The sequence below is a fragment of the Caulobacter sp. GW821-FHT11A05 genome (assembly GCF_058809015.1).
On sequence record NZ_JBXASF010000011.1, the window covers coordinates 33,026 to 58,375 of the forward strand.

At 68.1% G+C, this 25,350-nt stretch carries 28 protein-coding genes and 1 tRNA gene; 10 read left to right on the top strand and 19 right to left on the bottom strand.

The window, feature by feature from the left end; all coding sequences use genetic code 11:
- Nucleotides 1-22: 22 nt before the first annotated feature.
- The 5 genes from fabF to fabD all read right to left on the bottom strand — a co-directional run bounded on the left by fabF (nucleotide 23) and on the right by fabD (nucleotide 3,838).
- On the bottom strand, nucleotides 23-1,300 hold the full coding sequence (gene fabF, locus AC1RSK_RS15940; protein WP_492908567.1) for a beta-ketoacyl-ACP synthase II: 1,278 nt from the start codon (nucleotides 1,298-1,300) through the stop codon (nucleotides 23-25).
- A 129-nt stretch (nucleotides 1,301-1,429) separates the two neighbouring features.
- Nucleotides 1,430-1,669 (bottom strand): acyl carrier protein, encoded by a 240-nt coding sequence (locus AC1RSK_RS15945; protein ID WP_166575946.1) that lies wholly within the window; start codon nucleotides 1,667-1,669, stop codon nucleotides 1,430-1,432.
- 133 nt (nucleotides 1,670-1,802) lie between these two features.
- Nucleotides 1,803-2,543: a 3-oxoacyl-[acyl-carrier-protein] reductase gene (fabG, locus tag AC1RSK_RS15950; RefSeq protein ID WP_492908568.1), complete on the bottom strand. Its 741-nt coding sequence runs from the start codon at nucleotides 2,541-2,543 to the stop codon at nucleotides 1,803-1,805.
- Nucleotides 2,544-2,897 (bottom strand): hypothetical protein, encoded by a 354-nt coding sequence (locus tag AC1RSK_RS15955; RefSeq protein ID WP_492908569.1) that lies wholly within the window; start codon nucleotides 2,895-2,897, stop codon nucleotides 2,544-2,546. It lies immediately after the preceding gene.
- Nucleotides 2,894-3,838: an ACP S-malonyltransferase gene (fabD, locus tag AC1RSK_RS15960; RefSeq protein ID WP_492908570.1), complete on the bottom strand. Its 945-nt coding sequence runs from the start codon at nucleotides 3,836-3,838 to the stop codon at nucleotides 2,894-2,896. The genes AC1RSK_RS15955 and fabD overlap by 4 nt, the downstream gene beginning before the upstream one ends.
- 129 nt (nucleotides 3,839-3,967) lie before the next feature.
- Here fabD and AC1RSK_RS15965 point away from each other — a divergent pair, with 129 nt between their 5' ends.
- Both AC1RSK_RS15965 and AC1RSK_RS15970 read left to right on the top strand, forming a co-directional pair.
- Complete coding sequence (locus AC1RSK_RS15965) at nucleotides 3,968-4,906, top strand: hypothetical protein (protein WP_492908571.1); 939 nt, start codon at nucleotides 3,968-3,970, stop codon at nucleotides 4,904-4,906.
- A 296-nt stretch (nucleotides 4,907-5,202) separates the two neighbouring features.
- On the top strand, nucleotides 5,203-5,754 hold the full coding sequence (locus tag AC1RSK_RS15970) for a peroxiredoxin (RefSeq protein ID WP_492908572.1): 552 nt from the start codon (nucleotides 5,203-5,205) through the stop codon (nucleotides 5,752-5,754).
- On the opposite strand, the gene AC1RSK_RS15975 is transcribed toward AC1RSK_RS15970, so the two are convergent.
- Both AC1RSK_RS15975 and AC1RSK_RS15980 read right to left on the bottom strand, forming a co-directional pair.
- Nucleotides 5,751-6,299 (bottom strand): DUF2059 domain-containing protein, encoded by a 549-nt coding sequence (locus AC1RSK_RS15975; RefSeq protein ID WP_492908573.1) that lies wholly within the window; start codon nucleotides 6,297-6,299, stop codon nucleotides 5,751-5,753. The genes AC1RSK_RS15970 and AC1RSK_RS15975 overlap by 4 nt on opposite strands.
- Before the next feature lie 88 nt (nucleotides 6,300-6,387).
- Complete coding sequence (locus tag AC1RSK_RS15980; RefSeq protein WP_492908574.1) at nucleotides 6,388-6,936, bottom strand: DUF2059 domain-containing protein; 549 nt, start codon at nucleotides 6,934-6,936, stop codon at nucleotides 6,388-6,390.
- Nucleotides 6,937-7,205: 269 nt separating this feature from the next.
- On the opposite strand from AC1RSK_RS15980, the gene rpsF reads away from it, so the two are divergent.
- From rpsF to AC1RSK_RS16005, 5 genes are all read left to right on the top strand, one after another.
- Nucleotides 7,206-7,658, top strand: a complete 453-nt coding sequence (gene rpsF / locus AC1RSK_RS15985) for a 30S ribosomal protein S6 (protein ID WP_492908716.1) — start codon at nucleotides 7,206-7,208, stop codon at nucleotides 7,656-7,658.
- Nucleotides 7,659-7,660: 2 nt separating this feature from the next.
- Nucleotides 7,661-7,933, top strand: coding sequence for a 30S ribosomal protein S18 (gene rpsR / locus AC1RSK_RS15990; RefSeq protein ID WP_492908575.1), 273 nt, complete (start codon nucleotides 7,661-7,663; stop codon nucleotides 7,931-7,933).
- 11 nt (nucleotides 7,934-7,944) lie between these two features.
- Nucleotides 7,945-8,529 carry a 50S ribosomal protein L9 gene (rplI, locus tag AC1RSK_RS15995; protein WP_492908576.1) on the top strand — a complete coding sequence of 195 codons (585 nt, stop codon included), beginning with the start codon at nucleotides 7,945-7,947 and terminating at the stop codon, nucleotides 8,527-8,529.
- A gap of 178 nt (nucleotides 8,530-8,707) precedes the next feature.
- Nucleotides 8,708-10,198 (top strand): replicative DNA helicase, encoded by a 1,491-nt coding sequence (locus tag AC1RSK_RS16000; RefSeq protein ID WP_492908577.1) that lies wholly within the window; start codon nucleotides 8,708-8,710, stop codon nucleotides 10,196-10,198.
- A gap of 82 nt (nucleotides 10,199-10,280) precedes the next feature.
- Nucleotides 10,281-11,954: a sensor histidine kinase gene (locus AC1RSK_RS16005; RefSeq protein WP_492908578.1), complete on the top strand. Its 1,674-nt coding sequence runs from the start codon at nucleotides 10,281-10,283 to the stop codon at nucleotides 11,952-11,954.
- 15 nt (nucleotides 11,955-11,969) lie between these two features.
- Here the strand turns inward: AC1RSK_RS16005 and AC1RSK_RS16010 are convergent, their stop codons facing one another.
- The 3 genes from AC1RSK_RS16010 to AC1RSK_RS16020 form a co-directional block, all read right to left on the bottom strand.
- The gene (locus tag AC1RSK_RS16010; protein WP_492908579.1) at nucleotides 11,970-13,163 is read right to left on the bottom strand and encodes a serine hydrolase; all 1,194 of its coding nucleotides are present in this window, start codon (nucleotides 13,161-13,163) and stop codon (nucleotides 11,970-11,972) included.
- A gap of 65 nt (nucleotides 13,164-13,228) precedes the next feature.
- Nucleotides 13,229-15,079, bottom strand: coding sequence for a methyl-accepting chemotaxis protein (locus AC1RSK_RS16015; protein ID WP_492908580.1), 1,851 nt, complete (start codon nucleotides 15,077-15,079; stop codon nucleotides 13,229-13,231).
- Between the two features lie 163 nt (nucleotides 15,080-15,242).
- Nucleotides 15,243-15,317 (bottom strand) — tRNA-Gly (locus AC1RSK_RS16020).
- A 129-nt stretch (nucleotides 15,318-15,446) separates the two neighbouring features.
- Here AC1RSK_RS16020 and AC1RSK_RS16025 point away from each other — a divergent pair.
- Entirely contained in the window at nucleotides 15,447-16,046 is a 600-nt protein-coding gene (locus AC1RSK_RS16025; protein WP_492908581.1) for an HD domain-containing protein, read from the top strand.
- A gap of 56 nt (nucleotides 16,047-16,102) precedes the next feature.
- Nucleotides 16,103-17,938: a bifunctional helix-turn-helix transcriptional regulator/alpha/beta hydrolase gene (locus AC1RSK_RS16030; protein WP_492908582.1), complete on the top strand. Its 1,836-nt coding sequence runs from the start codon at nucleotides 16,103-16,105 to the stop codon at nucleotides 17,936-17,938.
- On the opposite strand, the gene AC1RSK_RS16035 is transcribed toward AC1RSK_RS16030, so the two are convergent.
- The 9 genes from AC1RSK_RS16035 to AC1RSK_RS16075 all read right to left on the bottom strand — a co-directional run bounded on the left by AC1RSK_RS16035 (nucleotide 17,935) and on the right by AC1RSK_RS16075 (nucleotide 24,538).
- Nucleotides 17,935-18,852, bottom strand: a complete 918-nt coding sequence (locus AC1RSK_RS16035; protein ID WP_492908583.1) for a TraB/GumN family protein — start codon at nucleotides 18,850-18,852, stop codon at nucleotides 17,935-17,937. The genes AC1RSK_RS16030 and AC1RSK_RS16035 overlap by 4 nt on opposite strands.
- Before the next feature lie 27 nt (nucleotides 18,853-18,879).
- The gene (locus AC1RSK_RS16040; protein WP_492908584.1) at nucleotides 18,880-19,734 is read right to left on the bottom strand and encodes an alpha/beta fold hydrolase; all 855 of its coding nucleotides are present in this window, start codon (nucleotides 19,732-19,734) and stop codon (nucleotides 18,880-18,882) included.
- 53 nt (nucleotides 19,735-19,787) lie between these two features.
- Nucleotides 19,788-19,988, bottom strand: coding sequence for a helix-turn-helix transcriptional regulator (locus tag AC1RSK_RS16045; RefSeq protein ID WP_492908585.1), 201 nt, complete (start codon nucleotides 19,986-19,988; stop codon nucleotides 19,788-19,790).
- The gene (locus AC1RSK_RS16050; protein WP_492908586.1) at nucleotides 19,985-20,392 is read right to left on the bottom strand and encodes a hypothetical protein; all 408 of its coding nucleotides are present in this window, start codon (nucleotides 20,390-20,392) and stop codon (nucleotides 19,985-19,987) included. Before AC1RSK_RS16050 ends, AC1RSK_RS16045 begins: the two co-directional genes overlap by 4 nt.
- Before the next feature lie 12 nt (nucleotides 20,393-20,404).
- Nucleotides 20,405-20,851: a hypothetical protein gene (locus tag AC1RSK_RS16055; RefSeq protein WP_492908587.1), complete on the bottom strand. Its 447-nt coding sequence runs from the start codon at nucleotides 20,849-20,851 to the stop codon at nucleotides 20,405-20,407.
- 32 nt (nucleotides 20,852-20,883) lie between these two features.
- Nucleotides 20,884-21,342, bottom strand: a complete 459-nt coding sequence (locus AC1RSK_RS16060; protein WP_492908588.1) for a hypothetical protein — start codon at nucleotides 21,340-21,342, stop codon at nucleotides 20,884-20,886.
- Nucleotides 21,343-21,440: 98 nt separating this feature from the next.
- Complete coding sequence (locus tag AC1RSK_RS16065; protein ID WP_492908589.1) at nucleotides 21,441-22,460, bottom strand: 2'-deoxycytidine 5'-triphosphate deaminase; 1,020 nt, start codon at nucleotides 22,458-22,460, stop codon at nucleotides 21,441-21,443.
- A gap of 436 nt (nucleotides 22,461-22,896) precedes the next feature.
- The gene (locus AC1RSK_RS16070; protein WP_492908590.1) at nucleotides 22,897-23,115 is read right to left on the bottom strand and encodes a hypothetical protein; all 219 of its coding nucleotides are present in this window, start codon (nucleotides 23,113-23,115) and stop codon (nucleotides 22,897-22,899) included.
- Between the two features lie 118 nt (nucleotides 23,116-23,233).
- Nucleotides 23,234-24,538, bottom strand: coding sequence for a tetratricopeptide repeat protein (locus AC1RSK_RS16075; protein ID WP_492908591.1), 1,305 nt, complete (start codon nucleotides 24,536-24,538; stop codon nucleotides 23,234-23,236).
- Between the two features lie 141 nt (nucleotides 24,539-24,679).
- Here AC1RSK_RS16075 and AC1RSK_RS16080 point away from each other — a divergent pair, with 141 nt between their 5' ends.
- Nucleotides 24,680-25,342, top strand: a complete 663-nt coding sequence (locus AC1RSK_RS16080) for a TetR/AcrR family transcriptional regulator (RefSeq protein ID WP_492908592.1) — start codon at nucleotides 24,680-24,682, stop codon at nucleotides 25,340-25,342.
- Nucleotides 25,343-25,350: the final 8 nt, after the last annotated feature.

Below are 25,350 nucleotides of genomic sequence, written 5' to 3' on the forward strand. Positions count from 1 at the left end.
CCCCGACGCTCCGCCCGAGCCATTAGATCCGGCGGAAAATGACAGCGGCGTTGGTGCCGCCAAAGCCGAAGCTATTGCTCATTGCGATGTCGATCTTCATCGGCTTCGCCTTGTTGGCGACCAGATCGAGCGCGGTTTCCTGCTCCTGGTTGTCCAGGTTGATGGTCGGCGGCGCGATATTGTCGCGAATGGCCAGGATCGAGAAGATCGCCTCGATGGCCCCGGCCGCGCCCAAGAGGTGCCCGGTCATCGACTTGGTCGAGCTCATCGCCTTGCCCTTGGCGCGATCGCCCATCAGCCGTTCGACCGCCCCCAGCTCCAGGTAGTCGGCCATGGTCGAGGTGCCGTGGGCGTTGATGTAGTCGATGTCGCCCGCGTCGATGCCGGCGTCCTTCACGGCCGCCTTCATGGCGCGATAGCCGCCGTCGCCGTCCTCGGCCGGGGCGGTGATGTGGTAGGCGTCCCCGGCCAGGCCATAGCCGATCACCTCGGCATAGATCTTGGCGCCGCGCGCCTTGGCGTGCTCGTACTCCTCCAGCATCACCATGCCGGCGCCTTCGCCCATGATGAAGCCGGCGCGGTCCTTGTCGTAGGGCCGCGAGGCGGCAGTCGGATTGTCGTTGTAGTCGGTGTTCATGGCCCGGCAGGCCACGAAGCCGGCGATGCCGATCGGGCAGACGCTGGCTTCCGCCCCGCCCGCCAGCATGACGTCGGCGTCGCCGTACTTGATCAGCCGGCAGGCGTCGCCGATGGCGTGGGCGCCGGTGGCGCAGGCGGTGACCACGGCGTGGTTGGGGCCTTTGAAGCCGTAGCGGATCGACACCTGGCCCGAGACCAGGTTGATCAGGGCCGAGGTGATGAAGAAGGGGCTGACCCGGCGGGGGCCCTTTTCGGCCATCTCCAGCGAGGTCTTCTCGATGGTCGCCAGGCCGCCGATGCCGGAGCCGATGATCACACCGGTGCGTTCCTTCTCCTCATCGGTCTCCGGGACCCAGCCCGAATCACGCACGGCCTCGTCGGCCGCGGCCATGCCGTAGAGGATGAAGTCGTCGACCTTACGCTGTTCCTTGGGCGCCATGGTGCCCAGGGGGTCGAAGCTGCCGGGCACGTCCGGCCCGCCGCCGCCGCGTCCATCGACGCGCGGCACCTCGAAGGCGATCTCGCAGCCGAAGCCGGTCGGATCGAAGGTGGTGATCTTGCCGGCGCCGGACTTGCCGGCCTTGATGGCTTCCCAGCTGAGCTCCGCGCCCTGACCGAGCGGGGTGAGCAGGCCGATACCGGTGACAACAACACGACGCATTTCAAGAAAGCTCCGTAAAGCCCAGAAACTTTTAGATAAAAAGCCTAGCAGAAACGAAGACCGCCGCGCGCATCAGGTTTAAGCCCATGCGGCGCGGCGGCCAACGTAACAGAAACTGCCTGGGCGGAATTACCCGCCGGTCTTCTCCGAGATGAATTTCACGGCGTCGCCGACCGTCTGGATATGTTCGGCGGCGTCATCCGGGATTTCGATATCGAACTCTTCCTCAAACGCCATCACCAGCTCGACGTTGTCGAGGCTGTCGGCGCCCAGGTCGTCGATGAAGCTCGCCTTCTCGGTGACCTTCTCGGGATCGGCATCGAGATGTTCGATGACGATCTTACGCACACGCTCGAGAATGTCGGACATTCGCTATGGTCCCTCTTGGTCTTTTCAAAGGTCCGCGCCAACGCTGGCGGCGGAAATCGGGTGTCTCGCTAGCAGGTTTTATTCAGGCTTGCCAGCACGAGAAGGTTTCTCTCATACGCTAACATTTGCGTGTTCAGATCATCGCCATGCCGCCGTTCACATGCAAGGTCTGGCCGGTGACATAGGCCGCCTCCTGACTGGCCAGATAGACGCAGGCCGCCGCGACGTCCTCGCCGGCCCCCAGGCGACCGGCCGGAATCTTCACCATAAGCGCCGCCTTCTGGACCTCGTTCAGCTCGTCCGTCATCGGACTGGTGATGAAGCCGGGGGCGACGCAGTTGACCGTCACGTTGCGGCTGGCGACCTCCTGGGCGAGGGCCTTGGAGAAGCCGATCATGCCGGCCTTGGAGGCGGCGTAGTTGGCCTGGCCCGGGTTGCCGGTAACGCCGACGATGGAGGTGATGCCGATGATCCGGCCCCAGCGGCGCTTCATCATCCCCCGCAGAGCGGCGCGCGACAGCCGGAAGTAGGATTCCAGGTTCACCCGAATCACCTGCTCCCAGTCGTCGTCCTTCATCCGCAGCATCAGCCCGTCGCGGGTGATGCCGGCGTTGGCGACCAGGATGTCCAGCTCCTGGCCAGCGGCGGCCTCGGCGGCGGCGACCAGGCCATCGACGCTGGCCGGGTCGGACAGGTTGGCGGCGGCCACCGACACGCGCTCGCCAAAGCCGGCGGCCAGCTCGTCCAGCACCGCCTGGCGGGTGCCCGACAGCACCACATGGGCGCCGGCGTTGTGCAGGGCCTTGGCGATCTCGCCGCCGATGCCGCCGGTGGCGCCCGTGATGAGCGCGGTCTTGCCGGTGAGGTCGAACATTCAGGACTTCCCGTAGTTGGCGGAGCCTATCAGGCTCAGTTTATTGACGGCCTCATCGGCCAATGGTTCCGAAAGCACCAGTTCGATGGGCTCGCCAAAGAGGTCCGCCGCGCCTGATAGCGTGAATACCAGCGAGTCCTTGCCGACCTCCAGCCTCTTGATGCCGCCGTACTGCCCGTAGCGCTGATCGTTCACCTCAACGTAGTGATCCGCGTCGAACCAGTCCCCCTCGTCGCCTTCTCCCGGCAACTGCACCAGAAGATAGCCTGAGCCATCGGAGAACTCCGCTCCGACGATAACGAGACCCGGTATCGACTCATCGACCGTAAGCGGGCGACACCCGATCCGCATCACAACGACTTCGCAAACCCTTCCAGATCTGCCGGCGAATTCAACGGCGTCGCCGTCGCGTCCGGCACGCTGCGCTTGATCATCCCTGACAGCACCTTGCCGGCCCCGGCCTCGGCGAAGCGGGTCACCCCGCCCTCCCCGGCCAGCCAGTCCATGGTCTCGCGCCAGCGCACCCGGCCGGTGACCTGCTCGACCAGCTGGCGGCGGATGACCTCCGGGTCGTGCACCGGCCGCGCCGTCACATTGGCCACCAGCGGCGCGCGCGGCGCCAGAATGGTCGCGCCGGCCAGCGCCGCCGCCATCTCGTCAGCCGCCGGCTGCATCAGCGGGCAGTGGAACGGCGCCGAAACGTTCAGGCGGATGGCCCGGGCGCCCAGCTCCTCGGCCTTCTCGATGGCCCGCTCGACGGCCGCCTTGGCGCCGGAGATGACCACGTTGCCGGTGTTGTTGTCGTTGGCCACCACGCAGACCCCGACCTCGGCCCCCGCCGCCGCGGCCGCCTCGGCCAGCGCCACGTCGGTCTGCTTGCCGATCAAGGACGCCATCGAGCCCTCGCCCACCGGCACGGCCCGCTGCATCGCCTGGCCGCGCAGCTTCAGGAGCTTGGCGGTCTCGCCCAGCGCGATCGAGCCCGCCGCCGCCAGAGCGCTGTATTCGCCCAGGCTGTGGCCGGCCACGAAGGCGGCGCGATCGACGCCGACGCCGAACTCCTTCTCCAGGGTGCGCGTCACCGCCAGGCTGACGGCCATCAGCGCCGGCTGGGCGTTCTCGGTCAGGGTCAGCTCGTCCTCGGGCCCCTCCCACATCAGCTTGCTGAGCTTCTGGTTCAGGGCGTCGTCGACCTCCTGGAACACCTCACGCGCCGCCGCGAAGGCCTGCGCCAGATCGGCGCCCATGCCGACGGCCTGGCTGCCCTGGCCGGGGAAGACGAAGGCGAGAGACATGGTTGGGCTCCTTGAATTTGGGCGGGCAGGGTTAGGCCAATCGCCAAAAAGGGGCAAGCCACCCCCCAAACAGGCCGTGCGCGCGCCGGCCGGCCATGGCTAGATCGGCGCCAGATTGGGAGTTCCTCGATGCGCCTGCCGTTGATCGCCGCCCTGGCCCTGTTGCCCGCCTGCGCCGCCACGGCGGCGGCGCCGCCGGCCGCCATCGTCGAGGAGGCGCGCCGGGAGATCTACGCCAACGTCACCGAGGGCTCGACGCCGGAGGAGATCAAGGAACTCCCCGCCTGGATGCTGAAGACCGACCCCAAGATGTTCAGCAAGGTCGACATCAACGGCGACAAGCTGGCCGACTGGCGGGTCAACTACGAGTTCGCCCCCAACGCCTCCTACTTCTGCGGCACCGGCGGCTGCCGCAACGTCCTCTATGTCGGCGAGGCCGGTGGCGGGGTCCGCAAGGTCTATGTGAAGAGCGGCGGCGACTATCGCTTCACCGGCCCCAGCAGCGCCCGCAAGCTGGAGGTCAACCTGCACGGCAGCGCCTGCGGCAGCTTCGGGGCCGACGAATGCCTGCGGGCCTGGCGCTGGGACAGCGGCTCGAACGCCTATGTCGAGACCCCCAACAGCAAGGGCCTGGCCCTCCTCGTCGCCGGCTCCATCCCCGCCCTCGACCCGGAACTGAAGGACGCGCCCCCTGCGGTAAAGGCCGAGGTCGCCGCCCGCGAGGCCGCCTGCAAGGCGCTCGGGGCCGAGGACATCGACGCCATCGCCATCAGTACGATTCCCGACGTGAACGGCGACGGCCGGCGCGACTGGACCGTGGGCTCGCCCTACACCGACTGCGGCTACCAGCTCGAGAAGACGCCGCCCGGCAGGCTGGCCTTCTTCGTCTCCGACGGCGCCGGTTTCGTGAAGGCCTTCGAGCAGGAGGACGTCGCCTGGAACCTCGACATCGGCTCGGCCCCGGCGACGATCCAGCTGGTCCTCGCCAGCGAGGATTGCGGCCCCGGCGAAAAGCCCTGCCCCACCCGCCCGCTGGCCTGGGACCCGGCCAGCAAGCGGCTCAAATAATTTTACCCAGGCGAAATTCCGAACGCCCCGGCGGGGTCTTTCGCCGCCGCCAGTCCCGCGCCGGCGCCCCGACCCTACCTCCGTGCGACCCCCACACTTTACCTACGGCGCCCCCACGCCACCACCATGCTGGACCGACACAATCCGCACGCCATCCCGCTGATTTATCAAGACAATCACCAAGTCTCCGGGATTGCCGCCGCCAAAACCGCTATAATGGTCTCGCCGCTTCGATAGCCCGCTCTTGCCACAGCCCCGGCTGGCGCTAGCTTGCGCAGCCAGTCTGGAGCCTCGCCATGAACCGCCGCCTGCTGCTTTCCGCCATCGCCGCCCTGTCCGTCGCCGCAGTCGGGCTTCCCGCCTTCGCCGCGCTCAAGGTCGGAACCAAGGCCCCCGACTTCACCCTGCCCGGCTTCCAGGGCGGCAAGGCCCTGACCTACAGCCTGGCCGAGGCCCGCAAGAAGGGCCCAGTGGTGGTCTACTTCTTCCCGGCCGCCTTCACCGGCGGCTGCGACCTGGAGGCCCACCTGTTCGCCGAGGCCGCCGACGACTACGCCAAGGCCGGCGCCAGCATCATCGGCGTCACCGCCGGTTCGATCGAGCGGCTACAGGAGTTCTCCAGCGACAACGCCCGCTGCTCCGGCAAATTCCCGGTCGCCGCCGACAAGGGCGCCAAGGTGGCCAAGGCGTGGGACTCGACCCTGCCCGTCGGCATCTCCAACCGCACCAGCTACGTCATCGCCCCGGACGGCAAGGTGCTGTTCGTGCACAGCGAAATGAGCGCCCAGCACCACGTTTCGCTCACGCTGGAAGCGGTGAAGAAGTGGAAGGCCGGCAAGAAGGGCTAGGACTGGTCCTGATCCGCGAGGGCGGCGAAGCCTTCCTCGTCTTCGCAGCCCATCTGCTGGCAGTAGCGGTCCATGGCGTCGTCCATGATCCCCGGCAGCAGATCCTTCATCGCCTGGCTGCTGATGCCGCCGACATCGCGGGACTTGGCGACCACCGATTGGCCGACCGGGCTCTCGTAGAAGGCCACCAGCGCCGCCAGTTCCTCCTCGCTGTAGGCCGAGGCCAGCAGCGGGGTCATCTTCTCGATGTACTGCGGCATGGCGGCGTCCAGCGCCTGTTTGGTCGCCGAGCGCATGGCCTCGGCCTGCTCGGGATCTCCCTCGCCGCCGCCGGTCAGCAGGGCCGGGTCCAGGGTGTCGAGCGCCTTGCCCAGCGTCTCGTCCAGCCGCATGGCCTTGAAGTAGCGCTTGGACAGCTCCATCGCCTTGGCCGACGGCGACGCCGTGGCGACCTTCTGAGGCGCAATTGGGGCCTGGGCGAAGCCCGAGCCGGCGGACAACATCAGGGCGGCCGTCAGGCCGACGGTAAGGGCAAGGCGACGCAAGGTGGGGCTCCCCCGAAACGCGGTACGATTCGAGGCTCTCACAGGTCGGACTCGCCGACAATTGGACAGCGAGTCGCGGGGGCTGGGACTATGACGCCTGTTTGCGGAGCTTGCTCTCCAGCTCGTCCGAGCAGGCCGCCTTGGCGCAATAGCGGTCAAGAACGTCGGTCATGTAGCCGGGCATCAGCGACAGCATCAGCTTGGACGTCGGCTCCATCATCTGCGGCGATTTCTTGATCACGGACTGGCCAACCGGGCTTTCGTAGAAGGCCACCAGCGCCTCGAGTTCTTCCTCGGTGAACAGCTCCGCGACGATCGGAGTCATGCCCTCGATCAGCTTCGGCGTCAGGGCGACCATCGCATCGCGGGAGGCTTCGCGCATGGCCTGGCCATCCGCCCGTTCGGCCTCATCCTTGAACTCCTCGCCCAAGGCCATGAGCGGATCCATGCCCTCCAGCATTCCGGCCATGACCTCGTCGAAGTGCAGGGCTGTGAAATAGCGCCGCGACAGCTCCAGTTTGCGGGCTGACGCCGACTTGGCCTCCGCCACGGGCTTGGTTGCCGGCTGCGCCAGGCTGGCGACCGGCGAAAGCAACAGGCCCACCGACAGGCCGGCGGAAAGGATCAGGCGACGCATTCGGACTTGCCCCCCAAGGCAAAAGCTTGAACAGGGCCGAGCCTTCCCATGCCGGGCCGCTTCGATCAATCCGCCGGCCGGCGAAAAACCCCGCCGCGCTTGCGTTTCAGGCGCCTTGCCTGTATTAGCGCGCCCTCTCTTGGAAGGCGGTTCTGCGCGGACCCCTTTAATGATGGGGGGATACCTCCCCTGTCGACGCGCAGAATCCATCGGGACCGCCGGGCTTGCGCCGTCGCTTCCGCCGCCTTCCACATCGCAAGAAGGAAACCATGGCGCTTTACGAGCATGTGGTCATTGCGCGGCAGGATATCAGCCCGCAACAGGCCGAACAGATGAACGAGGACATGAAGGCCCTTATCGAAGGTCAAGGCGGTCACATCGCCAAGATCGAGTACTGGGGCCTCCGCAACCTCACCTTCCGCATCAAGAAGAACCGCAAGGGTCACTACTCCCTGCTGGCCATCGACGCCCCGGCGCCGGCCGTCAAGGAAATGGAACGCCAGCTGTCTCTCAACGAAGACGTGCTGCGTTACATGACCATCCGCGTCGAGGAACTCGACCTGGAACTCAGCCCGGTTCTCGCCCGTCGCGATCGTGATCGCGAACGTCGCGACGACTTCGGCGGCGACCGCCCCGATCGTGGCGACCGTCCCGACCGCGGCGACCGCCCGGATCGTGGCGACCGTCCGGAACGCGCCGAGCGCACCGGTGAGGAGGCTTAAGAATGACTGACGCTACCGAAACCAGCCCGGCCGCCTCGGCCGGCGCCGGCGCCCGCCGCCCGTTCTTCCGCCGCCGCAAGGTGTGCCCGTTCTCCGGCGCCAACGCTCCGAAGATCGACTACAAGGACGTCAAGCTCCTGCAACGCTACATCTCTGAGCGTGGCAAGATCGTTCCGAGCCGCATCACGGCCGTCTCGGCCAAGAAGCAGCGTGAACTGGCCCGCGCCATCAAGCGCGCCCGCTTCCTCGCCCTGCTCCCCTACGTCGTGAAGTAGGAGACAGCACGATGAAAGTCATTCTGCTCGAACGTGTCGAAGGCTGGGGCATCCTCGGCGACGTGGTCAACGTGAAGGACGGGTTCGCCCGCAACTTCCTGCTGCCGCGTTCCAAGGCCCTGCGCGCCACCGCCTCGAACCTGAAGACCTTTGAAGGTCAACGGGCCGAGATCGAAGCCCGCAACGCCAAGACCCGTGAACAGGCTGGAGCCGCCGGCGAGAAGCTGGACGGCACGAGCTACATCATGATCCGCCAGGCCGGTGAATCCGGTCAGCTGTACGGCTCGGTCTCCGGCCGCGACGTCGCTGACATGGTCAACGCCGAAGGCGGCAAGATCGACCGGTCGATGGTCATCCTCGACAAGCCGATCAAGACCCTGGGCGTCCACCCCGTGAAGGTGAAGCTGCATGCTGAAGTGACCATCACGGTCAACATCAACATCGCCCGCAGCCAGGACGAAGCCGAGCGCCAGGCGCGCGGCGAAGACGTCGTGGCCAGCCGCTTCGAGGAAGAGGCCCGCCTCGACGCCGAAGCGGCCGCCGACCTTCTCGAAGGCGGCGCCGGCCAGCAGGAGCGCTTTGGCGAAGAAGCCTAAAGCCTTCTACTGATTGACAAAATCGAGCGGCGCGGGGGCTTCCTTCGCGCCGCTCTTTTTTTGTCCGGGCACGATCTAAAAAGGACGGTCTCGGACATCCACAGGCGAGGTGATTCGATTCACAGCCAATCGCTCGCTCCGGCGTTAACACCCCTGACCGTTAGTCTATCGGTAACCCATGGCCATCGTCCCCGCCCTAGATCTCCGTCCGGTCCCTTCCGACCCGGCGCCGCAGCATCTGCCCGCCAACATCGAGGCCGAACAGGCGCTGCTCGGGGTCCTGCTGTACGACAACGCCGCCTACGAGCGGCTCAGCGACAAGCTGGGCGGCAGCCACTTCTTCGAACCCTTCCATCAGCGCCTGTTCAGCGCGATGGAGAACCACATCCGCAAGGGTCAGCTGGCCGAGCCGATCCTGCTGGCCGACGAGTTCCGCAACGACCCGGCCTTCCAGGAGCTGGGCGGCCTGCGCTACCTGGCCGACCTCGTCGACCGCGCCCCGCCGGCCGCCAACGTCGCCGACTACGCCCGGGTGGTCTACGAACTGGCCATCCGTCGCGAGCTCATAAGGATCGGCGGCGAGATCGCCGTCGACGCCGGCACGCCCGACGCCGAGCGCGACAGCCGCGACCAGATCGAGCTGGCCGAACAGAAGCTCTACAACCTGGCCGAATCCGGCACCGCCTCGACCGGCTTCATCGGCTTCGCCGACGCCCTGCGCGGCGCCGTCGAGATGGCCGCCGAGGCCTACAGCCGCGACGGCGGCCTGGCCGGCACCTCGACCGGCCTGATGGACCTCGACCAGAAGATGGGCGGCCTGCACCCCTCCGACCTTCTGATCCTCGCCGGAAGACCCTCGATGGGGAAGACCGCGCTCGCCACCAACATCGCCTTCAACGTGGCCAAGGCCTACGCCTGGGAGCCGCAGCCGGACGGCAGCAAGAAGACCGTCAGCGGCGGCGTCGTCGCCTTCTTCTCCCTGGAAATGAGCGCCGAACAGCTGGCCCTGCGTCTGCTGGCCGACGCCTCGGGCGTCTCCGGCGACCGTCTCCGCAAGGGCGAGATCGACGCCAGCGAGTTCGGCCGGGTCCGCGACGCGGCCATGGAGATCCAGGAGGCCCCCCTCTACATCGACGCCACCGGCGGCCTGGCCATCGCCAAGCTGGTGGCCCGCTCGCGCCGCCTCAAGCGCTCGGTCGGCCTCGACCTGATCGTCGTCGACTACCTGCAGCTGCTGACCGGCGGCGAGGGCAAGAGCGACAACCGGGTGCAGGAGGTCTCGATGATCACCCAAGGCCTGAAAGCCCTGGCCAAGGAACTCAGCGTCCCGGTCCTGGCCCTGTCGCAGCTCAGCCGTCAGGTCGAGAACCGCGAGGACAAGCGGCCGCAGCTGTCCGACCTTCGCGAGTCCGGCTCGATCGAGCAGGACGCCGACATGGTCATGTTCGTCTACCGGGAAAGCTACTACCTGGGCCGCGCCGAGCCGGACACCGCCGACAGCGCCAAGCACCTGGAGTGGCAGGAAAAGATGGACCGCGTCGCCGGCATGGCCGAGGTCATCATCGGCAAGCAGCGTCACGGCCCGATCGGTACGGTGAAGCTGCACTTCAACGAAGACCTGACCAAGTTCGGCAACCTTGCCCGCGAAGGCCGCTTCGAAGTCAGATAGACCCCGACTGGGCCGCCATTTCGCTTGACCCATATCGTGGACGCAGGCGACATCCTGTCGCACCCAAGTCCAGGCGTTCCTCTTGCAGTCTTACCAGTCCCTCGCTCCCGCCCTGCGCCAGGCCATCGGCCCCAGTGTGCGCAGCCGGCTGGTTCTGATGGCGCTCAGCCTGATCGTGCCGGCGGTGATCCTGATGGTCATCCTGACCGTCAACACCTACCGCGAGAGCCAGGCCCGCTACGAACAGCAGCTGATCGCCACCACCCGCGCCCTGGCCGTCGCCACCGACCGCCAGATCGCCCAGAGCCTGGCCACCCTCGAGACCCTGGCCCTGTCGCCGGACCTGCTGGCCGGCGACTTCGCCGCCTTCGAAACCCAGGCCCGCGAGACGCTGCAGGGGCGGCCGGAGTGGATCGTGCTGACCGACCCGGAGCGCCAGCGCATCAACACCCGCGCCCCGCCCGGCGCCCCCCTGCCCCTCCAGCGCCGCCCGGCCTCGGCGTGGAAGGCCCTGCGCGAGGGCCGCACGACCGTCTCCAACCTTGGGACCGGCCAGGTGGTCCCCCGGCCGATCATTGCCATCGACATGCCGGTCATCATCGGCGGCAAGCTCTACAGCCTCTCCCACATCCAGGAACCCAAGGCCTTCGAGAGCATCTTCCGCTCGCAAAACCTGCCGAAGACCTGGACGGGCAGCATCATCGACCGGCAGGCCAAGGTGATCGCCCGTTCCCGCGACGGCGACCGCATGCGCGGCCGCACGGCCAGCAAGGACATGCGGGCGGCCATGGCCAAGGCCGGCGAGGGCGTGGTGCTGACCCACACCCTGGACGGCGTGCCCACCCTGTCGGCCTTCAGCCGCTCGCCCAACTATGGCTGGACCTTCATCGTCGGCGTGCCGCGGAGGGAGGTCTATGCCTCGATCACCCAGTCGGTCATCGGCCTGTCGGCGGCGACGGGTCTGCTGCTGGTCCTCGGCCTGCTGCTGGCCACCGGCTTCTCGGTACAGATCTCACGGCAGGTGCGCAGTCTGGCCGCCGACGCCACCCTGATCGCCGAGAACCGCATCGTCGAGACCCGGCCCGACGACCTGACCGAGACCGCCCAGGTGCGCGAGGCGCTGCACCAGGCCTCGCTGGCCCTGCGGGTGCGGGAGGAGGAGCAGACCGCCGCCGCCACCCGCCAGGAGGCCATGATCAACGAGCTGAACCACCGGGTGAAGAACACGCTGGCGATGATCCAGTCCCTGGCCCGCCAGAGCTTCAGCACCGCCAACCCGGCCGCCCTGGAGACCTTCACCGAACGTCTGGTCGCCCTGTCGCGGGCCCATGACCTGCTGACCGAACGGACCTGGCTCAACGCCGACCTGGCCGAGATCGTCGACCGCACCTTGAGCCCCTACGGCGAACGGGCCCGGTCCAGCGGCCCGCCGCTCAGCCTGGCCCCCAATTCGGCGGTGACCATGAGCATGGTGCTGCATGAGCTGGCCACCAACGCCGTGAAGTACGGCGCCCTGCTGACGCCGGAGGGGGTGGTCGAGGTGATCTGGACCCTCGACGGCGACCACAGCCTGACCCTGATCTGGCGCGAGCGCGGCGGCCCCGAGGTCGGCCAGCCCGCGCGCGACGGCTTCGGCTCCCGCCTGATCGCCGCCAGCGTGCAGCACGAGTTCGGCGGCCAGGTGCAGATGGAGCACCTGCCGCAGGGGCTGGTCTGCACCATCGTCATCCCGCTGAGCGCCCGGCTGACGGGTTGACGCGCTCCCTCCCCTTTATGGGGAGGGTGTCGCGCGCAGCGCGACGGGTGGGGTAGTCGGATGCAGCGCGCCCTGTCCCTCGGGTTCCCCACCCTGCGAGGCTTCGCCTCGCTGTCCCTCCCCATAAAGGGGAGGGATTAAAGCGGATGGATCCTCCCCCGCCACCGCCCGCGCCACGCTGGCCATGAACCGCTGCCGCTCCGGCAGCGGCCGGCGGGTCGCCGCGACCATCACCGCCACCGCATAGACCCGCCCGTCGGGCGCGGTGATCAGGCCGACGTCGTTGTACCCCGTCGCCAGCGACCCCATCACCTGCCCAGTGCCGGTCTTATGAGCGATCTTCCAGCCGGCCGGCAGGCCGGCCCGCAGCCGGCCCCCGCCGGTCAGACTGCCGCCCATCTCGCCGAGCATCAGGGCCGTCGACTCCGGCGACAGCAGCTCGCCCCGCTGCAGCCGACTGAGCGCCTCGACCACGCCCAGCGGCGTGGCGGCGTCCGGCGGATCGGCCAGGTAGGCGTCCAGCGCCGCCTTGCGTTTCGCGGCGGGCAACGCCTCGCGCTCCTCCCAGAAGGTGCGCTCGAAACTGTATTCCGGCTTCCAGCTCAGGCCCGCCGCCGCCGTCTGCATCTCCCGTTCGCCAGGCCCGTAGCGGATGCCGTCGAGGTTGCGGCCGACGATGGCCACCTGCACGGCGAAGGCGCCGCCCAGGCGCCGCACCAGGGCGTCGTTGGCGGCGTTGTCGCTCTGCTGCAGCGCCCCTTCCATCAGGCTGCGCAGCGAGGCGCTGTAGCCGGCCTCGCCGACATACTTGCGGATCGGCTGGTGGAAGATGCTGAGGTCGTCCTTGCGGATCGTCACCCGCTCGTCGAGCGACAGCTCGCCCCGGTCGGCCGCCGCCAGGATGGCCATCGACACCCACAGCTTGCTGACGCTCTGCTGCGGCATCGGCCGGTCGCCATTGACGCTGACCGTCCAGCCGGCGTCGAGCCGCCGCACGGCGATGCCGACATCGCCCGGAAAGGCGATCGCCAGCGCTTTCAGCCGCTGTTCGAGGATGTCCTGCTCGGTCGGCGGCCGGACCGGCGGCCGCCGCACCGACGGCGGCGGCAGGATGACCCGTCCTTCGGTGATCGGCAGCGCCCAGGCGCCGGTGAGCAGCGCCGCCCCCAGCGCCAACCGTCCCGCCCATCCTGACCCGCGCCGCGCCATGGGACCTATATGACGCCAGTCCGGCTAACGGACCACTGCGATCAACCGCCGCGAAACCTGGCCGGTCAGGCGGCTGTCCTCATGCTCCGGGACGACGCACCCGCGCCAGCGGACCGATCTTCGACCTTGAAGCGGCCGACCAGCTCGGTGAGCTGGTTGGCCTCGCCGCGCAGGGTGTGGGTGGCCGCCGTCGATTCTTCGACCATGGCGGCGTTCTGCTGCACCACCTGGTCCATCTGGTTGACGGCCGTGTTGACCTGTTGAAGCCCGGTGGCCTGCTCCTGGGCCGAGGCGTTGATGCCGCTCACCTCACTGTCGATCGAGGTCACCTGCGCGGCGATGCGCTGCAGGGCGGCGCCGGTCTGGGCGACCAGATTGACGCCCCGGCCGACATGCTCGGCCGAGGTGTTGATCAGCGCCTTGATCTCCTTGGCGGCATTGGCCGAGCGTTCGGCCAGGCTGCGCACCTCGGTGGCGACCACCGCGAAGCCGCGGCCGGACTCACCGGCCCGGGCGGCCTCGACGCCGGCGTTGAGCGCCAGCAGGTTGGTCTGGAAGGCGATTTCGTCGATCACGCCGATGATCTCGCCGATCTGCACCGAGGAGGCGGCGATGGCGTCCATGGCGGTCACGGTCTGGGCGACGATCTCGGTGGAGGAGGCGGCGTCGTTGCGGGCTGTCGCCACCACCTTGGCCATGTCCGAGGCTCCCGTGGCCGTGCGGCGGACGGTCGCCGTGATCTGGTCGAGCGCCGCCGCCGTTTCTTCGAGGCTCGCGGCCTGATGTTCGGTGCGCCGCGACAGGTCGTCGGCCGCCGCCGCGATCTGCTGCGTTCCGGCCCCGATGCCCGAGGCCGAATGGCCGATGGTCAGGATCGCCTGCTCCAGGCTGGACACCGCGCCGTTGAAGTCGCGTTTGAGGGCCGCGTAATCGGCCGCCACCTCGGCGTTGAGCCGCACGGTCAGGTCGCCGGCCGCCAGGGCCGAAAGCTGGGTGGCCATGGCCTCGACGAGCTTGCTCTGTTCGCGGCCCGCCGCCTCGAACGCTGCTTCGGTCTCCTTGAGCTTGGCGTCGAGGTGCTGCTGGAACACGGCCGCCTCGGCCTCCAGCTTGGCTCGCTCGATGCCGTTCTCGCGGAACACCTCGGCCGACCGGGCGATGTCGCCGATCTCGTCAGGCCGCCCGGTTCCGAACACCTGGATGTCGAAGCGGCCGTGGGCCATCTGCAGCAGCACGGCGTTCAGGCGGGTCAGCGGCTGGACGATGGCGCGGGTGGTCAGCCAGGCCACGACGCAGGCCAGCACCACCAGGCCGGCGAGGCTGAGCATGATCTGCAGCTCGCTGGCCTTCATATGACCAAGGGTCGCCTCCATGTCGCTGGTCAGAAGGGCGCTCTGGCGTCCGGCCAGCCCACTGTTGCCGTCTTTCCCGACCAGCAGGGCCTGCGACTGGTTGAACAGGGGCAGGACCCGCGCCTTCAGAGTTTCGGCCGCGGCGGCCTTGTCGCCGCTGTCCGCAACGTCCAGCGCCGCCGCCTGGGCGGCCTTCAGCTGCGGAAGGGTCTGGGTCAGGTCGGCCCAGGCCTGCCGGTTCTCGGCGCTGGTGAACTTCGGCGCCAGGCCGTTCATCACCACCGTCAGTTCATTGACGCGTGTCCATTGCTGCGACCAGACGGTGCGCAGGGCCGGATCGCCGGTGATGATGTAGCCGCGCAGGGCGTTGGCCGAGCTGACGGTGGCGATGGACAGCTTGAGGCTGGTCATCGCCGCCGGGCCGCGCACATCCTCCGCCAGGTTCACCCGGCGGACGGAATCCTGGATCTGGGGAATGACCGTTCCAAGCGTGATCACCATGACGACGATGATCGCCAGGAACCCGAGGGCCATGCGGCCACCCGTCTTCAGCTTGAACTTCATAGCGTTTCCCCAATCCGCGTTCGGATTTGGACCCAGTTCGCGCAATTAGGATTAATTAAGGATGATGATGAGGAACCGGGTTCACCGAATAGGGTAGCGTATATTGTCGCACCCCCGCTGTAATCGCGAAGTATTCGGCCAATCAACGTCAAGTTGGGGGAATTGGAGCGGCCGGGGGGAATCGAACCCCCGACATTCAGCTTGGGAAGCTGACGTTCTACCTCTGAACTACGGCCGCGTCCTCGGCATCGCCGGGGCGCGCAACATAGCCAATTCGCCCTGCGCCGCAAGGGACCCGCAGTCCCAAAGTTGACGCCCGCCCTCCCCTCACGCACCATGGGTCAAACGAGCGTTTGGAGGCGCGACCATGGCTGACGGCGAACACGGGCACGAGGCGCGGGCCAAGTTCCACGCCATGACCGAGGGCACCCAGGAGGACTGGCTGGCCATCGCCCAGGCCTCGGCCGAGTTCGGGCGCGGTCTGCCGGACCGGCTGATCGCCCATATGAAGCTGCTGGAAGGCGACTGCGGCGGCTTCGCCGTCGATCGGCTGGAGCACAGCCTGCAGACCGCCACCCGCGCCCACCAGGCCGGCATGGACGAGGAATATGTCGTCTGCGCCCTGCTGCACGACATCGGCGACACCCTTGGCCCGCGCAATCACGCCGACGTCGCCGCCGCCATCGTCCAGCCCTTCGTCTCGGAGCGGAACCACTGGATGGTCGCCAACCACGCCATCTTCCAGGGCTACTACTTCTTCCACCACCTGGGCCTGGACCGGAACATGCGTGACCAGTATCGCGGCCATCCGGACTTCGAATACACCGCCCAGTTCTGCCATCTGTTCGACCAGGAAGCGTTTGATCCAAGTTTCAAGTCGATGCCGCTGGAAGCCTTCGAGCCGATGCTGCAGCGCGTGATGATCACGCCGAAGCGCTCGATCTACCTGCGCGAAAAGGTGGCCTGACCTCACATACCCATGTTAGGCATGCCCCGAGGGACGTGTCGGGGAAAGTTTGCGTCGTGTTCGATAGCGTAGAGACCACGCCCGGGCTGCTGGACCGGCTCGCCACGGGCGATGTCAGCATGGCGACCATCGACAGCTGGCAACTGCTGCACACCACGGCCGACCGCGACCCGGAAGCCCTGGCCGAGGCCCTGCAGATGGCAGCGGTGATCAACGCCTCGGCCTTCACCAGCCTGGCTCCGCGGGCCGGCTTCGGCCTCGCGGTGGTCGGGCTGGACCATCGCTGCCACTACGCCGACAGCCGCTTCCGCGCCTGGTTCGGCAATCCCGGCGACAGCCCCGCCCTGCGCCGCCTGACCCAGCAGGCCGCCCGTCAGGGCCAGGCCTCGGGCCTCGTCGACGACCTGCGGGGGGCGGCCATGGCCGCCTGCGCCGCCGGTCCGCAGGCCAGCGAAAACTGGCCGCTGCCGCAGGAGGTGCGCGACATCGCCGCCGCCGGATCGCGGCGCATCGTGCTGATCTGCTTCGCCCCCTCGCGCGACAAGTCGCTAGCCCTGGAAGCAGCCGGCATGCTGGGCCTGACCCCGCTGGAATCGCGGCTGGCCGAGGCCATGCTGGACGCGCCGACCGTGCAGGTCGCCGCCGAGCGCATCGGGGTCGGCTACGAAACCGCCCGCGAGGCGCTGGGCAAGATCAAGAAGCGGCTTGGGGTCAAGCGGACCAGCGATATCGTCCGCCGGCTGATGACCCTGATGTGCGGCGACATCTTCCTGGAACCCGACCTCAAGCCGCTGATGAGCAAGGTGCTGGGCGCCACGCCGGCCGAGGCCCGGGTCGGGGCCCTGACCGCCGAGGGGCTGAGCGCGCCGGAGATCGCGACCCGGCTGGGGGTGCGCGAGGCGACCATCCGCGGCCAGCTGAAGGCCCTGTACGCCAAGGCCGGCGTCGGCCGGGCCCGCGACCTGGTGCGCATCGTCACAGAGGCCGGCGCCCTGGTGACCATGACCCATGGGGCCGAGACCGCCCTGCAGCCCGAAAGCCTGTCGGGCCGGCTGCGGGTCATCCAGACCAAGGACGGCCGCCAGGCCGCCTTCTGGGACTATGGCCCGCGCGGCTCGCGGCCGATCCTGATCCTGCACGGCTCGATCACCGGCCGCACCCTGCCGCCCGCCTTCGTGGCCCTGATGCACGCCAAGGGCTGGCGGCCGATCGTGCCGCAGCGGCCGGGGTTCGGGCTGACCGACGAGCACAGCGGCGACTACCTGACAGCCTGCGCCGAGGACATGGCCGCCGTCCTCGATGCCCTGCGGCTGAGCCAGGTGCGGATCGCCGCCCGAGACGACGGCGTCGGCCCTGCCCTGGCCTTCGCGTCCCGCTATCCGGACCGGGTCACCGACGGCGTCCTGCTGCGGCCCAACGCCTCGGGCACGGACCGGGTGCGGGCGGCCAATACCGTGACCGGGGCGGTCAAGCGCCTGTTCTTCACCCAGCCGGACCTGATCAACCTGATCACCGAACTGATGCGCCGCCAGAACAGCACCAACCTGCTGCGCGAGACCATCCTGCGTTCGGCCCATCACATCGCCGCGGACCGGCGCATCGTCGAGGAGCCCACCGTCCTGACCAGCCTGATCCGCGACTGCCAGGCGATGTCGGCCCGCAGCGCCCGCGGCTTCGCGGTCGAGCAGGCGCTCTATGCCCGCGGCTGGACGGCGCCGACGGCGGTCGGCGGCGCCAGCTGGCGGGTGATCGAGTTTCCGGAAATGCCGATGCCGGGCATCGAGGCGGTGTTCGACTACCTGCCCGGCGTCAGCTTCGGGGAACTGCCCGAGGCCGGCCTGTTCCCCTACTACTCCCATCCCGAGCAGGTGGCGGGCCTGCTGACGCTCTAGTAGCGGGTGGCCTTGATGCCCTTCCTGGCCAGGAAGCTCTGCACGCTGTCGTCACCGACCAGATGGGCCGAGCCGACCGCGACGAAGCTGACGCCCTTGCCTTCCAGACGCTTGGCCAGGACGTCCGCCCAGGCGGTGTTCCGGTCGACCATCAGCACCTTGTAGAGCTCCGGGTATTTGTCCTTCATCTCGGCGACCAGTTCGGTCTCCAACCCCTTGGTGTCGCCGACGGCCCAGAAGTCGACCAGGGCGTCGAGCATCTTGGCGCTCTCGTCCAGCTCATCGACGCTGCTCATCAGCAACTCGACCTGGATCTCGTTCGGCAGGCTGTCGAAGAAGCGCAGCTGCTGTTCGGCGCTCTCGAAGGCGCGGATCGGCTTGGCGGCGTCCTTGCCGCTGGCCTTGATGATGCTGTCGACGCCGGCGTTGGGATCGTAGCCGGCCTTCATCATCGGCACGAAGGACAGGGTGATGGCCGCCATCCAGGGCTTCATCGGGTCGAGAGCCTGGGCCGGCAGGCCGGATTTGTCGGCCGCCGCCTTGAAGCGGGCGTACTCGTCGGTGGTCAGGCGCTTGGACAGCGGGTTGGCGGCGTCCATGCCGAGCTGCATGACCAGGGCCTGCATGGCGGCCGGATCCTCACCCTCGTTGATCTCAAGCCAAACCTCCTCGGCCGAGTTGAAGGCGGCGTCGAACTTCGGCGTGCGCCATTGCCGGCCGGGCTTCATCAGGTGGACGGTGCCGAACAGGTAGATGGTCGAGTCGTGGTCCTTGATGACCCACATGGCCGGAGCCGGCGCCTCGGCGGCGGCGGCGGCGACGGGCGGCGCAGAGCTCGGGTTGGCGCAGGCGGCGCCGAGCAGGGCGACCGTGCTGACGGCGAGAACAGCGAAGGTCCGCAGGGACTTGAACATGAAACGCTCCACTCAGGGGCTTTGAGGTTATTTCAGGAAGGTTTCGACTTCGCGGAGGAAAACCGCCGGCTGGTCGAGCATGATGAAGTGCAGGGAATTGTCGACCAGGATGACCTTGGCGCCGGGAAGGCTGGCGTAGTTGTCCTTGTACAGACCGCCGACGAAGTTGCCGAGGAAGCCCATGGCGGCGTCCTTGGCGTAAAGGACGGTGACCGGCGTCCTGATGGCGGACAGTTCGCCGCGCAGGTCGGAAGTCATGATCTCATAGGTCACCTGGCCCACCACCTGGCGGTCGCTGGCCATCGACCAGGCGACGGCGTCCTTGCGGCCCTGCTCGTCCTTGACCAGGTTCTTCATCGTCCGGGTCTGCACCGACAACATGTCGGCGTCGCTCATGGTGGCGAAGTTCTTGCGGATCTCGGCCGCCGTCGGCTCGGCCGCCTTGGCGTCCGCCGCATTGATCAGCACACTGAAGAACGGCAGGGCGTCGACGACCATCAACCGCCCGACGCTCTCGGGATGGCGCCGCGCCAGGGCCAGGCCGGTGAAGCCGCCCATCGAATGGCCGATGACGGCCGGATGGTCCAGCTTGCGGTCGGCGACATAGGCGGCCAGTTCCTCGACGAGGCCGTCGACGACCGGGCCCTGGGCGTTGGCCCCGGCCGGGGCGCCGGCGAAGCCGTTCACCTGCACGATGTGGAGCCGGTAGCGGCCCTCAAGGGCCCTGGCGGTCGGTTCCCAGACGGCGCGGCTGGAGGCCAGGCCGGGGATGAGGATGACATCGGGCCCCTGCCCCCGCACCTCGACAGTGAAGCGACTCGGCTCGGCGGCGTGCGCCAGCGTGGGGGCCAGGAAGCCCAGGATGAGGGCGAGGAGACGCATGAACTTCGGAAGCATCTTGGGGTCGTATCCTTGTAACAGCCCGGGCGCCACGGTCAGGTGACGGTCCCATCGTCGAAGATGGTTTCGATCGGTTGCCCGAACAGGCGGCCGATCTTGAAGGCCAGGGGCAGGCTGGGGTCGTATTTGCCTGTCTCGATGGCGTTGACGGTCTGGCGCGAGACCTCCAGCCGGTCGGCGAGATCGGCCTGGCTCCAGTCGCGCTCGGCGCGCAGGACCTTCAGGCGGTTCTTCACCGGTACCGCCTCCAGATGAAGGGCTGGGCCAGGCCCATGGCGGCGCAGAAGATCGGGAAGATCAGGAAGCTGGAGACGTGCGGCACCAGGTCGGCGTTCTCCAGGAAGCCCCAGACGGTGGCCGCCGCCAGGGTGATGCCGATGCCCCAGAGCATGGCCTGGACCGCCATCATCCGCAGGAATTCGTCGGTCTCCTCGACCACATAGCGGCCCATCACGGCGATCACCGCCAGGATCGGCAGCGCCGGCGCCACGGCCAGGACCCAGAGCAGCGGCCCTTCCGGATGCAGCCGCTTGATGGCCAGGATGGAGCCCATCAGCACAGCCACATAGAGCAGCATGCTGGGGATGAAGCGCTTCATGTAGCGCTTCACGGCGGGGCTCATCGGGGTTTTGCCGGTCATGGACGCCTCCCTCTAGCGATTGCGCAGCCACCAGACCGCCCAGGCGACCGTGTATCCGGCGAAGGCCAGCACGATCGCGATCAGCAGGCCCGTGGCCACCAAGCCGGCCTCTCCGGGGAACACCGCGAACTGGCGGAGCGAGACGTCCGTGTCCAGGGAGAACAACACGGCCACCAAGCCGCCGGCCACGGACAGTCCGGCCCCGCCGCCCCAGTACCAGCCGCTCTTGTGGGCTTCCTTGACCGCCTCGTCGGCGGCCTTCCACCAACGCAGGCTGGCCTGCAGGGAGACCATCGCGAGGAGGACCCCAGAGACGGCGAGGGCCAGGGTCAGCAGCGATGACTCCATCCGGATGGACACCAGCGCCAGCGCCAGCCCGGCGGCGGCGCCAAACAGCGCCAACATCACCAGGAGCCGGCTGCGGTCGGCGCGCGCCTTGCCGTCGAAAGCCTTGATCATGATTGTCTCCAGTCCGGATGGAATTTCGCGGATCAGCGGCCGCGCCACAGCCACAGGGCCGCCCAGGCGATCCCGTAGCCGACGAGTTGAGCGAACATCACCAGGAGCAGGCCGGTCAGGATCAGTCCGGCGTCGCCCGGGATCGTGGCCGCCACGCTGAGGTCCTCTTCCGGACCGACAGTATACAGCGCCACCACCAGGGCGAGGATGGCCAGAAGGCCGGCGGTACTGCCCCAGAACCAGCTGGTCTTGTGGACGTCGCGGACGGCCTCGTCGACGGTGCGCCACCAGGCCATGCCCGCCCAGAGCGCGCCCGCCACGCCCAGGACGCCGATCGCCCCGATCACGGTCGCCACGATGGGGGCAGGAAGCTTGGTCCCAATCACCGCCGCCGCGCCCAGCATGCCGCCCGCCACCACGGAGCCGCCCACCGCCAGGAGCAGGAGCCGTCGAATTCGGCGCTCCCGGCTGGTCGCGGGTTCAAGAGTCATGTCGCTGTTCCTTGTCGTTGTGACAAGGGTGCTTGTCTCATCGCGCCAAACGCGTGTCAAGTGTCCTAGACATTAAGTCCAGCTCACCCGACTAAGCGCTACTTCCAGACCTTGAAGTGCTTCGACAGCTTCAGCCCCTGGCGCAGGTAGTGCGAGCCGTCCTCGCCGTAGAGGCGGGTCGGGCGGGCGGTGAGCGGCTCGTAGACCAGCCGGGCGACGGTCTGGCCGTCCTCCAGCAGGAAGGGGGTCTCGTGGCTGCGCACTTCCAGCACGCCCTTGGAGCCGACCGAGTCGGTCTCGGCCGTGCCGAAGCCGGGGTCGAAGAAGCCCGCGTAGTGGACGCGGAACTCGCCGACGGCCGGGTCGATGGGGGTCATCTCGGCCGCCTGCAGGACGGGGATCTCGATGTCGTCCTTGGAGGCCAGGATGTAGAACTCGTTGGGGTCGAGCAGCAGCTCGCCCTTGCGCGGCTCCAGCGGCTCCCAGAAGTCGCGCGGGTCGTGGCCGTCCTCGTGGTCCAGGTCGATGACCCCGGCGTGCCGGCGGCCTCGGAAGCCGGCCATGCCGGCCGACAGGTCGACGCCGACGCTGCGGGTCTCCAGGATCTGCGGCTTGCCGCGCTTGAGACGCAGCTGGTTGAGGCGGGTGCCCGGCCGGACCAGCACCGAAAAGGTCTGCGGCGCGATCTCCAGGTAGAGCGGGCCATGATAACCCTCGACCACGTCGTCGAAGGCGTGGCCGTGGTCGGTCAGCAGGCGGACGAAGACGTCGACCCGACCGGACGAGCTCTTGGGATTGCCGCGCGCCGAAATGCCCGGCGGCAGCGCCAGCCGCTCCTGGATCTCGGCGATGTAGACGCAGCCGCGCTCGAGCACGGCGCCGCCGCGCGTCAGGTCCAGCTCGTGCATGGCCACGTCCGGCAACCGGTCGGACACCTTGCGGCGACCCGGCAGGAAGGAGGCGCGCACCCGCCAGACCCGAAGGCCCAGGCGCAGGTCGAGACTGGCCGGCTGGACCTGGTCGTCGTCGAAGGCGGTAAGCGAGGTGATGGCGCCTTGCGCGACCAGATCCTCGATGGATTGGCAGGGAAGAATCCCCGCGGACGGTGTTTCTGTCATCGTCGAACCACATTCGCCGCGCGCAGGCCCGCTGGCAAGGAAATCTTGGAAGGCCCGCTTTGCGACGAGCAGCCCGGGGGCCGCGGCGTCCATTGCCTTGCCGCGCTCCCCGCCTATCGAAGCGGCGCAACCATTATACCGCCCGCGACCCGACCAACGGAAATTGTCGGCGTCGCTCGAATGCGGCGAGAAACCCGGTCCCAGCCCAGCATCCGTTGGCTTTGGCGTGGGCCCGGGCCGCGAGACGGTAGCCTGAGGCGTAGGTCGGTGCGTTGGTCGGGGCGCGGGGTCGGTTGGTCGAAATCGCGCCGCCGCGACCAACGCCTCCCTCGGCCCCCTCCGAACGGGCTGAAAACGGCGATGAATATGTCTAGACATATTGCCGAAAGCCCCGCCGGGCGGGGTTTTCAGCGTCCCGGATGGCCACCGCGCGGGCCTAGTGGTGGGATTTATGCCCTCCGCCCCCCTGTCCCAGGACCCAGACGCCGGCGCCGACGCCGAACAGCAGGATGGCGTCGGTCAGGCTGGTGGTGGCGCCGATGCTGATCGGCGAAAACCGCCCGATCGGGTCGGCCAGCACCAGCAGGACGAAGTTGAGGATTCCAAACAGGGCCAGAATGGCGGCGAACACACGGAAGATCGTCGTCAGGGGCAAGGCGTCATGTCTCCGGCAAGGGGGAATGGCATACGCTACGTTAACCTCAACGCAGCCTCGCCGAACAGGGTTCCTTGTGAAATGTCGGGCGGCCGACCAAGCCGGCCGCCCGACCGCCTCACTCCGCCGCCAGCAGCGCGGCGCGGGCCGCGGCCTGCTCACGGGCGTTGGCCCGCTCGGCCAGCAAGGCCGTCTCCAGCGCGGCGTCACCGCCGCGCCGGGCCGCCTCGATCAGGGTCAGGTCGATGAGGTCGCGCTGGGCGTGGCTGCCGCCGAAGCGGGCCGAACCGCTGCGCACGCCCCGCAGCAGGTCGGCGCAGTCGCGGTACTTGCCGTCGCCGAAGGCGACGATGGCCCGCGCCACCGGCAGCCCGACCTCACGCACGAACATGGCGTTGTCGCCAGGGCCAGCGAGCGCCGCATGCTGGGCGGCAATCACGGCGTCGGCCTGGCCTCGCCGGCAGGCGCCGGTGAAGGCCAGCATGGCGTGGGTGTCATCGAAGGCGTACTGGCCATGCGGCTGGGTCTCGTAGAGGTCGGCGACGGCGGCCCAGCGGGCTCCGACGTCAATGCCCATCAGTTCCAGCCGCCACAGCATCGCCGCCGCGTCGACCATGTCGAGCGCCAGGTTCGACCGGCTGCTGAAGATCGGCCCGTCGAACAGGTCCAGCACCGTATCGACCTCGCCCAGGCCCAGGTGGAAAAGGCCCAGGTGCCACCAGTTGTGGATGGCGAAGAAGCTGTTCTCGGTCCAGTTCGGGATATCGCCCCGCATGAAGGCGACGCCCTCGGCCCGGCGATCCTGCATCTCCAGCACGTGGGCGACGGCGTGCTTGGCCCAGCCGTTGCGCGGCTCCAGGTCGAGCGCCAGCCGGCCGGCGGCCTCGGCGCGGTCATAGAGGCCGGTCTCCTCAAGCCCGAAGGCCAGGCAGCCCTGCACCGCATGATACCCCGGCATCTCGGCCGACCAGGCCGGCAGGGCCCGGCCGATGCGGTCGCGCAGCATGCGGGAGTCGCCGAGCAGGAAGTCGATCGTCTGGCCCACCTGCAGGGCCAGGACATCGCGCGGGTGGGCGATGCTGACGTCCTCCAGGAAGCGCTGGGCGGCCCGCAGCTCGCCGGCGATCAGGCTGCCGACGGCGGCCACGTGGCCCCGCTCGCGATCGGTGGCCGGCAGGTGGCGCACGGTCTCGAAGGCCTGGACGCCCACCGCAAAGGCCTCGGCGTTGGAGCCGATCAGATGCAGGTAGGCCTTCAGCACATGGGCCATGACGAAGGCCGGGCTGTCGGCGATGGCGGTTTCCAGCGGCGTGACCGGGTCGCCGGCATAGCACTGGTAGGCGGCGACGGACTGTTCGTAGAGGTCGGCCGTCGTCCGGCTGGCGCCGGTCAGGATCAGGCCGTGGGTGTCGGTGGTGGACATGGGGTACTCCTCGTTTCGGGGCGAAGAGGGGTAGGGTTTTGGCCGTTCAGCCTCTAGCGGCTGCGTGGTTGGTTTTGCGCACGGACTGATTGCGCTGTGTTATCATGGACTTGAGCGACAGGATCAGGGCTGGCGGGGACAATGGCAAGCGGCGAGGCGGCGAAAACCGTACCGGAGGTACAGTCCCCTGCCCTCACCAAGGGCGCGCGGACCCGCGAACGGCTGCTCGACCTCACCTATGAGGCGGTGATCCGCAAGGGCTTCGCCGCCACCTCGATCGAGGAGCTGGTCGAGGCCGCGGGCATCACCAAGAGCGGTTTCTTCTATCACTTCAAGGACAAGGTCGACCTGGCCCGCCAGGTCGTCGATCGCTACCGGGCCGAGAACCAGTCCTTCCTGGACAGCATGCGTGACCGCGCCCGCGAGCTGAGCGACGATCCGCTGCACAGCTTCCTGATCTTCCTGAAATTCTACGCCGAGGCCATGGAAGCTGGCCTCGACAACCACCCGGGCTGCTTTGTCGCCTCGGTCACCTTCCAGGACCTGGCCTTCGACCGGGAAACCCGCAGGCTGAACAGCGAGAACGTCAGGGCCTGGCGGGACTTCTTCATCGGCTGGCTGGGAGAAATCGCGGCCGTCTATCCCCCGCGCGGCAAGGCCTCCATCGAGGACCTGGCTGACTCCATCCTGGCCTTTACCTATGGCGGCATGACCATCGCCAAGGCGCTGAATGACGACCAGGCGATCAGTCGTCAGGCCCTGATCTTCCGCGAGACGGTGCGGCTCCATTTCCAGCCCGGCTGACAAGACCC

Coding starts and splice junctions, on each gene's coding strand:
- fabD (WP_492908570.1), bottom strand. CDS start 3,838: ATGTCTCTCGCCTTCGTCTTCCCCGGCCAGGGCAGCCAGGCCGTCGGC.
- AC1RSK_RS15980 (WP_492908574.1), bottom strand. CDS start 6,936: ATGCGTCGCCTGATCCTTTCCGCCGGCCTGTCGGTGGGCCTGTTGCTT.
- rplI (WP_492908576.1), top strand. CDS start 7,945: ATGAAAGTCATTCTGCTCGAACGTGTCGAAGGCTGGGGCATCCTCGGC.
- AC1RSK_RS16060 (WP_492908588.1), bottom strand. CDS start 21,342: ATGACTCTTGAACCCGCGACCAGCCGGGAGCGCCGAATTCGACGGCTC.
- AC1RSK_RS15970 (WP_492908572.1), top strand. CDS start 5,203: ATGAACCGCCGCCTGCTGCTTTCCGCCATCGCCGCCCTGTCCGTCGCC.
- fabF (WP_492908567.1), bottom strand. CDS start 1,300: ATGCGTCGTGTTGTTGTCACCGGTATCGGCCTGCTCACCCCGCTCGGT.
- AC1RSK_RS16015 (WP_492908580.1), bottom strand. CDS start 15,079: ATGAAGTTCAAGCTGAAGACGGGTGGCCGCATGGCCCTCGGGTTCCTG.
- rpsF (WP_492908716.1), top strand. CDS start 7,206: ATGGCGCTTTACGAGCATGTGGTCATTGCGCGGCAGGATATCAGCCCG.
- AC1RSK_RS16010 (WP_492908579.1), bottom strand. CDS start 13,163: ATGGCGCGGCGCGGGTCAGGATGGGCGGGACGGTTGGCGCTGGGGGCG.
- AC1RSK_RS16025 (WP_492908581.1), top strand. CDS start 15,447: ATGGCTGACGGCGAACACGGGCACGAGGCGCGGGCCAAGTTCCACGCC.
- AC1RSK_RS16065 (WP_492908589.1), bottom strand. CDS start 22,460: ATGACAGAAACACCGTCCGCGGGGATTCTTCCCTGCCAATCCATCGAG.
- AC1RSK_RS16075 (WP_492908591.1), bottom strand. CDS start 24,538: ATGTCCACCACCGACACCCACGGCCTGATCCTGACCGGCGCCAGCCGG.
- AC1RSK_RS16035 (WP_492908583.1), bottom strand. CDS start 18,852: ATGTTCAAGTCCCTGCGGACCTTCGCTGTTCTCGCCGTCAGCACGGTC.
- AC1RSK_RS16055 (WP_492908587.1), bottom strand. CDS start 20,851: ATGATCAAGGCTTTCGACGGCAAGGCGCGCGCCGACCGCAGCCGGCTC.
- AC1RSK_RS15965 (WP_492908571.1), top strand. CDS start 3,968: ATGCGCCTGCCGTTGATCGCCGCCCTGGCCCTGTTGCCCGCCTGCGCC.
- AC1RSK_RS16050 (WP_492908586.1), bottom strand. CDS start 20,392: ATGACCGGCAAAACCCCGATGAGCCCCGCCGTGAAGCGCTACATGAAG.
- AC1RSK_RS15945 (WP_166575946.1), bottom strand. CDS start 1,669: ATGTCCGACATTCTCGAGCGTGTGCGTAAGATCGTCATCGAACATCTC.
- rpsR (WP_492908575.1), top strand. CDS start 7,661: ATGACTGACGCTACCGAAACCAGCCCGGCCGCCTCGGCCGGCGCCGGC.
- fabG (WP_492908568.1), bottom strand. CDS start 2,543: ATGTTCGACCTCACCGGCAAGACCGCGCTCATCACGGGCGCCACCGGC.
- AC1RSK_RS16000 (WP_492908577.1), top strand. CDS start 8,708: ATGGCCATCGTCCCCGCCCTAGATCTCCGTCCGGTCCCTTCCGACCCG.
- AC1RSK_RS16080 (WP_492908592.1), top strand. CDS start 24,680: ATGGCAAGCGGCGAGGCGGCGAAAACCGTACCGGAGGTACAGTCCCCT.
- AC1RSK_RS16040 (WP_492908584.1), bottom strand. CDS start 19,734: ATGCGTCTCCTCGCCCTCATCCTGGGCTTCCTGGCCCCCACGCTGGCG.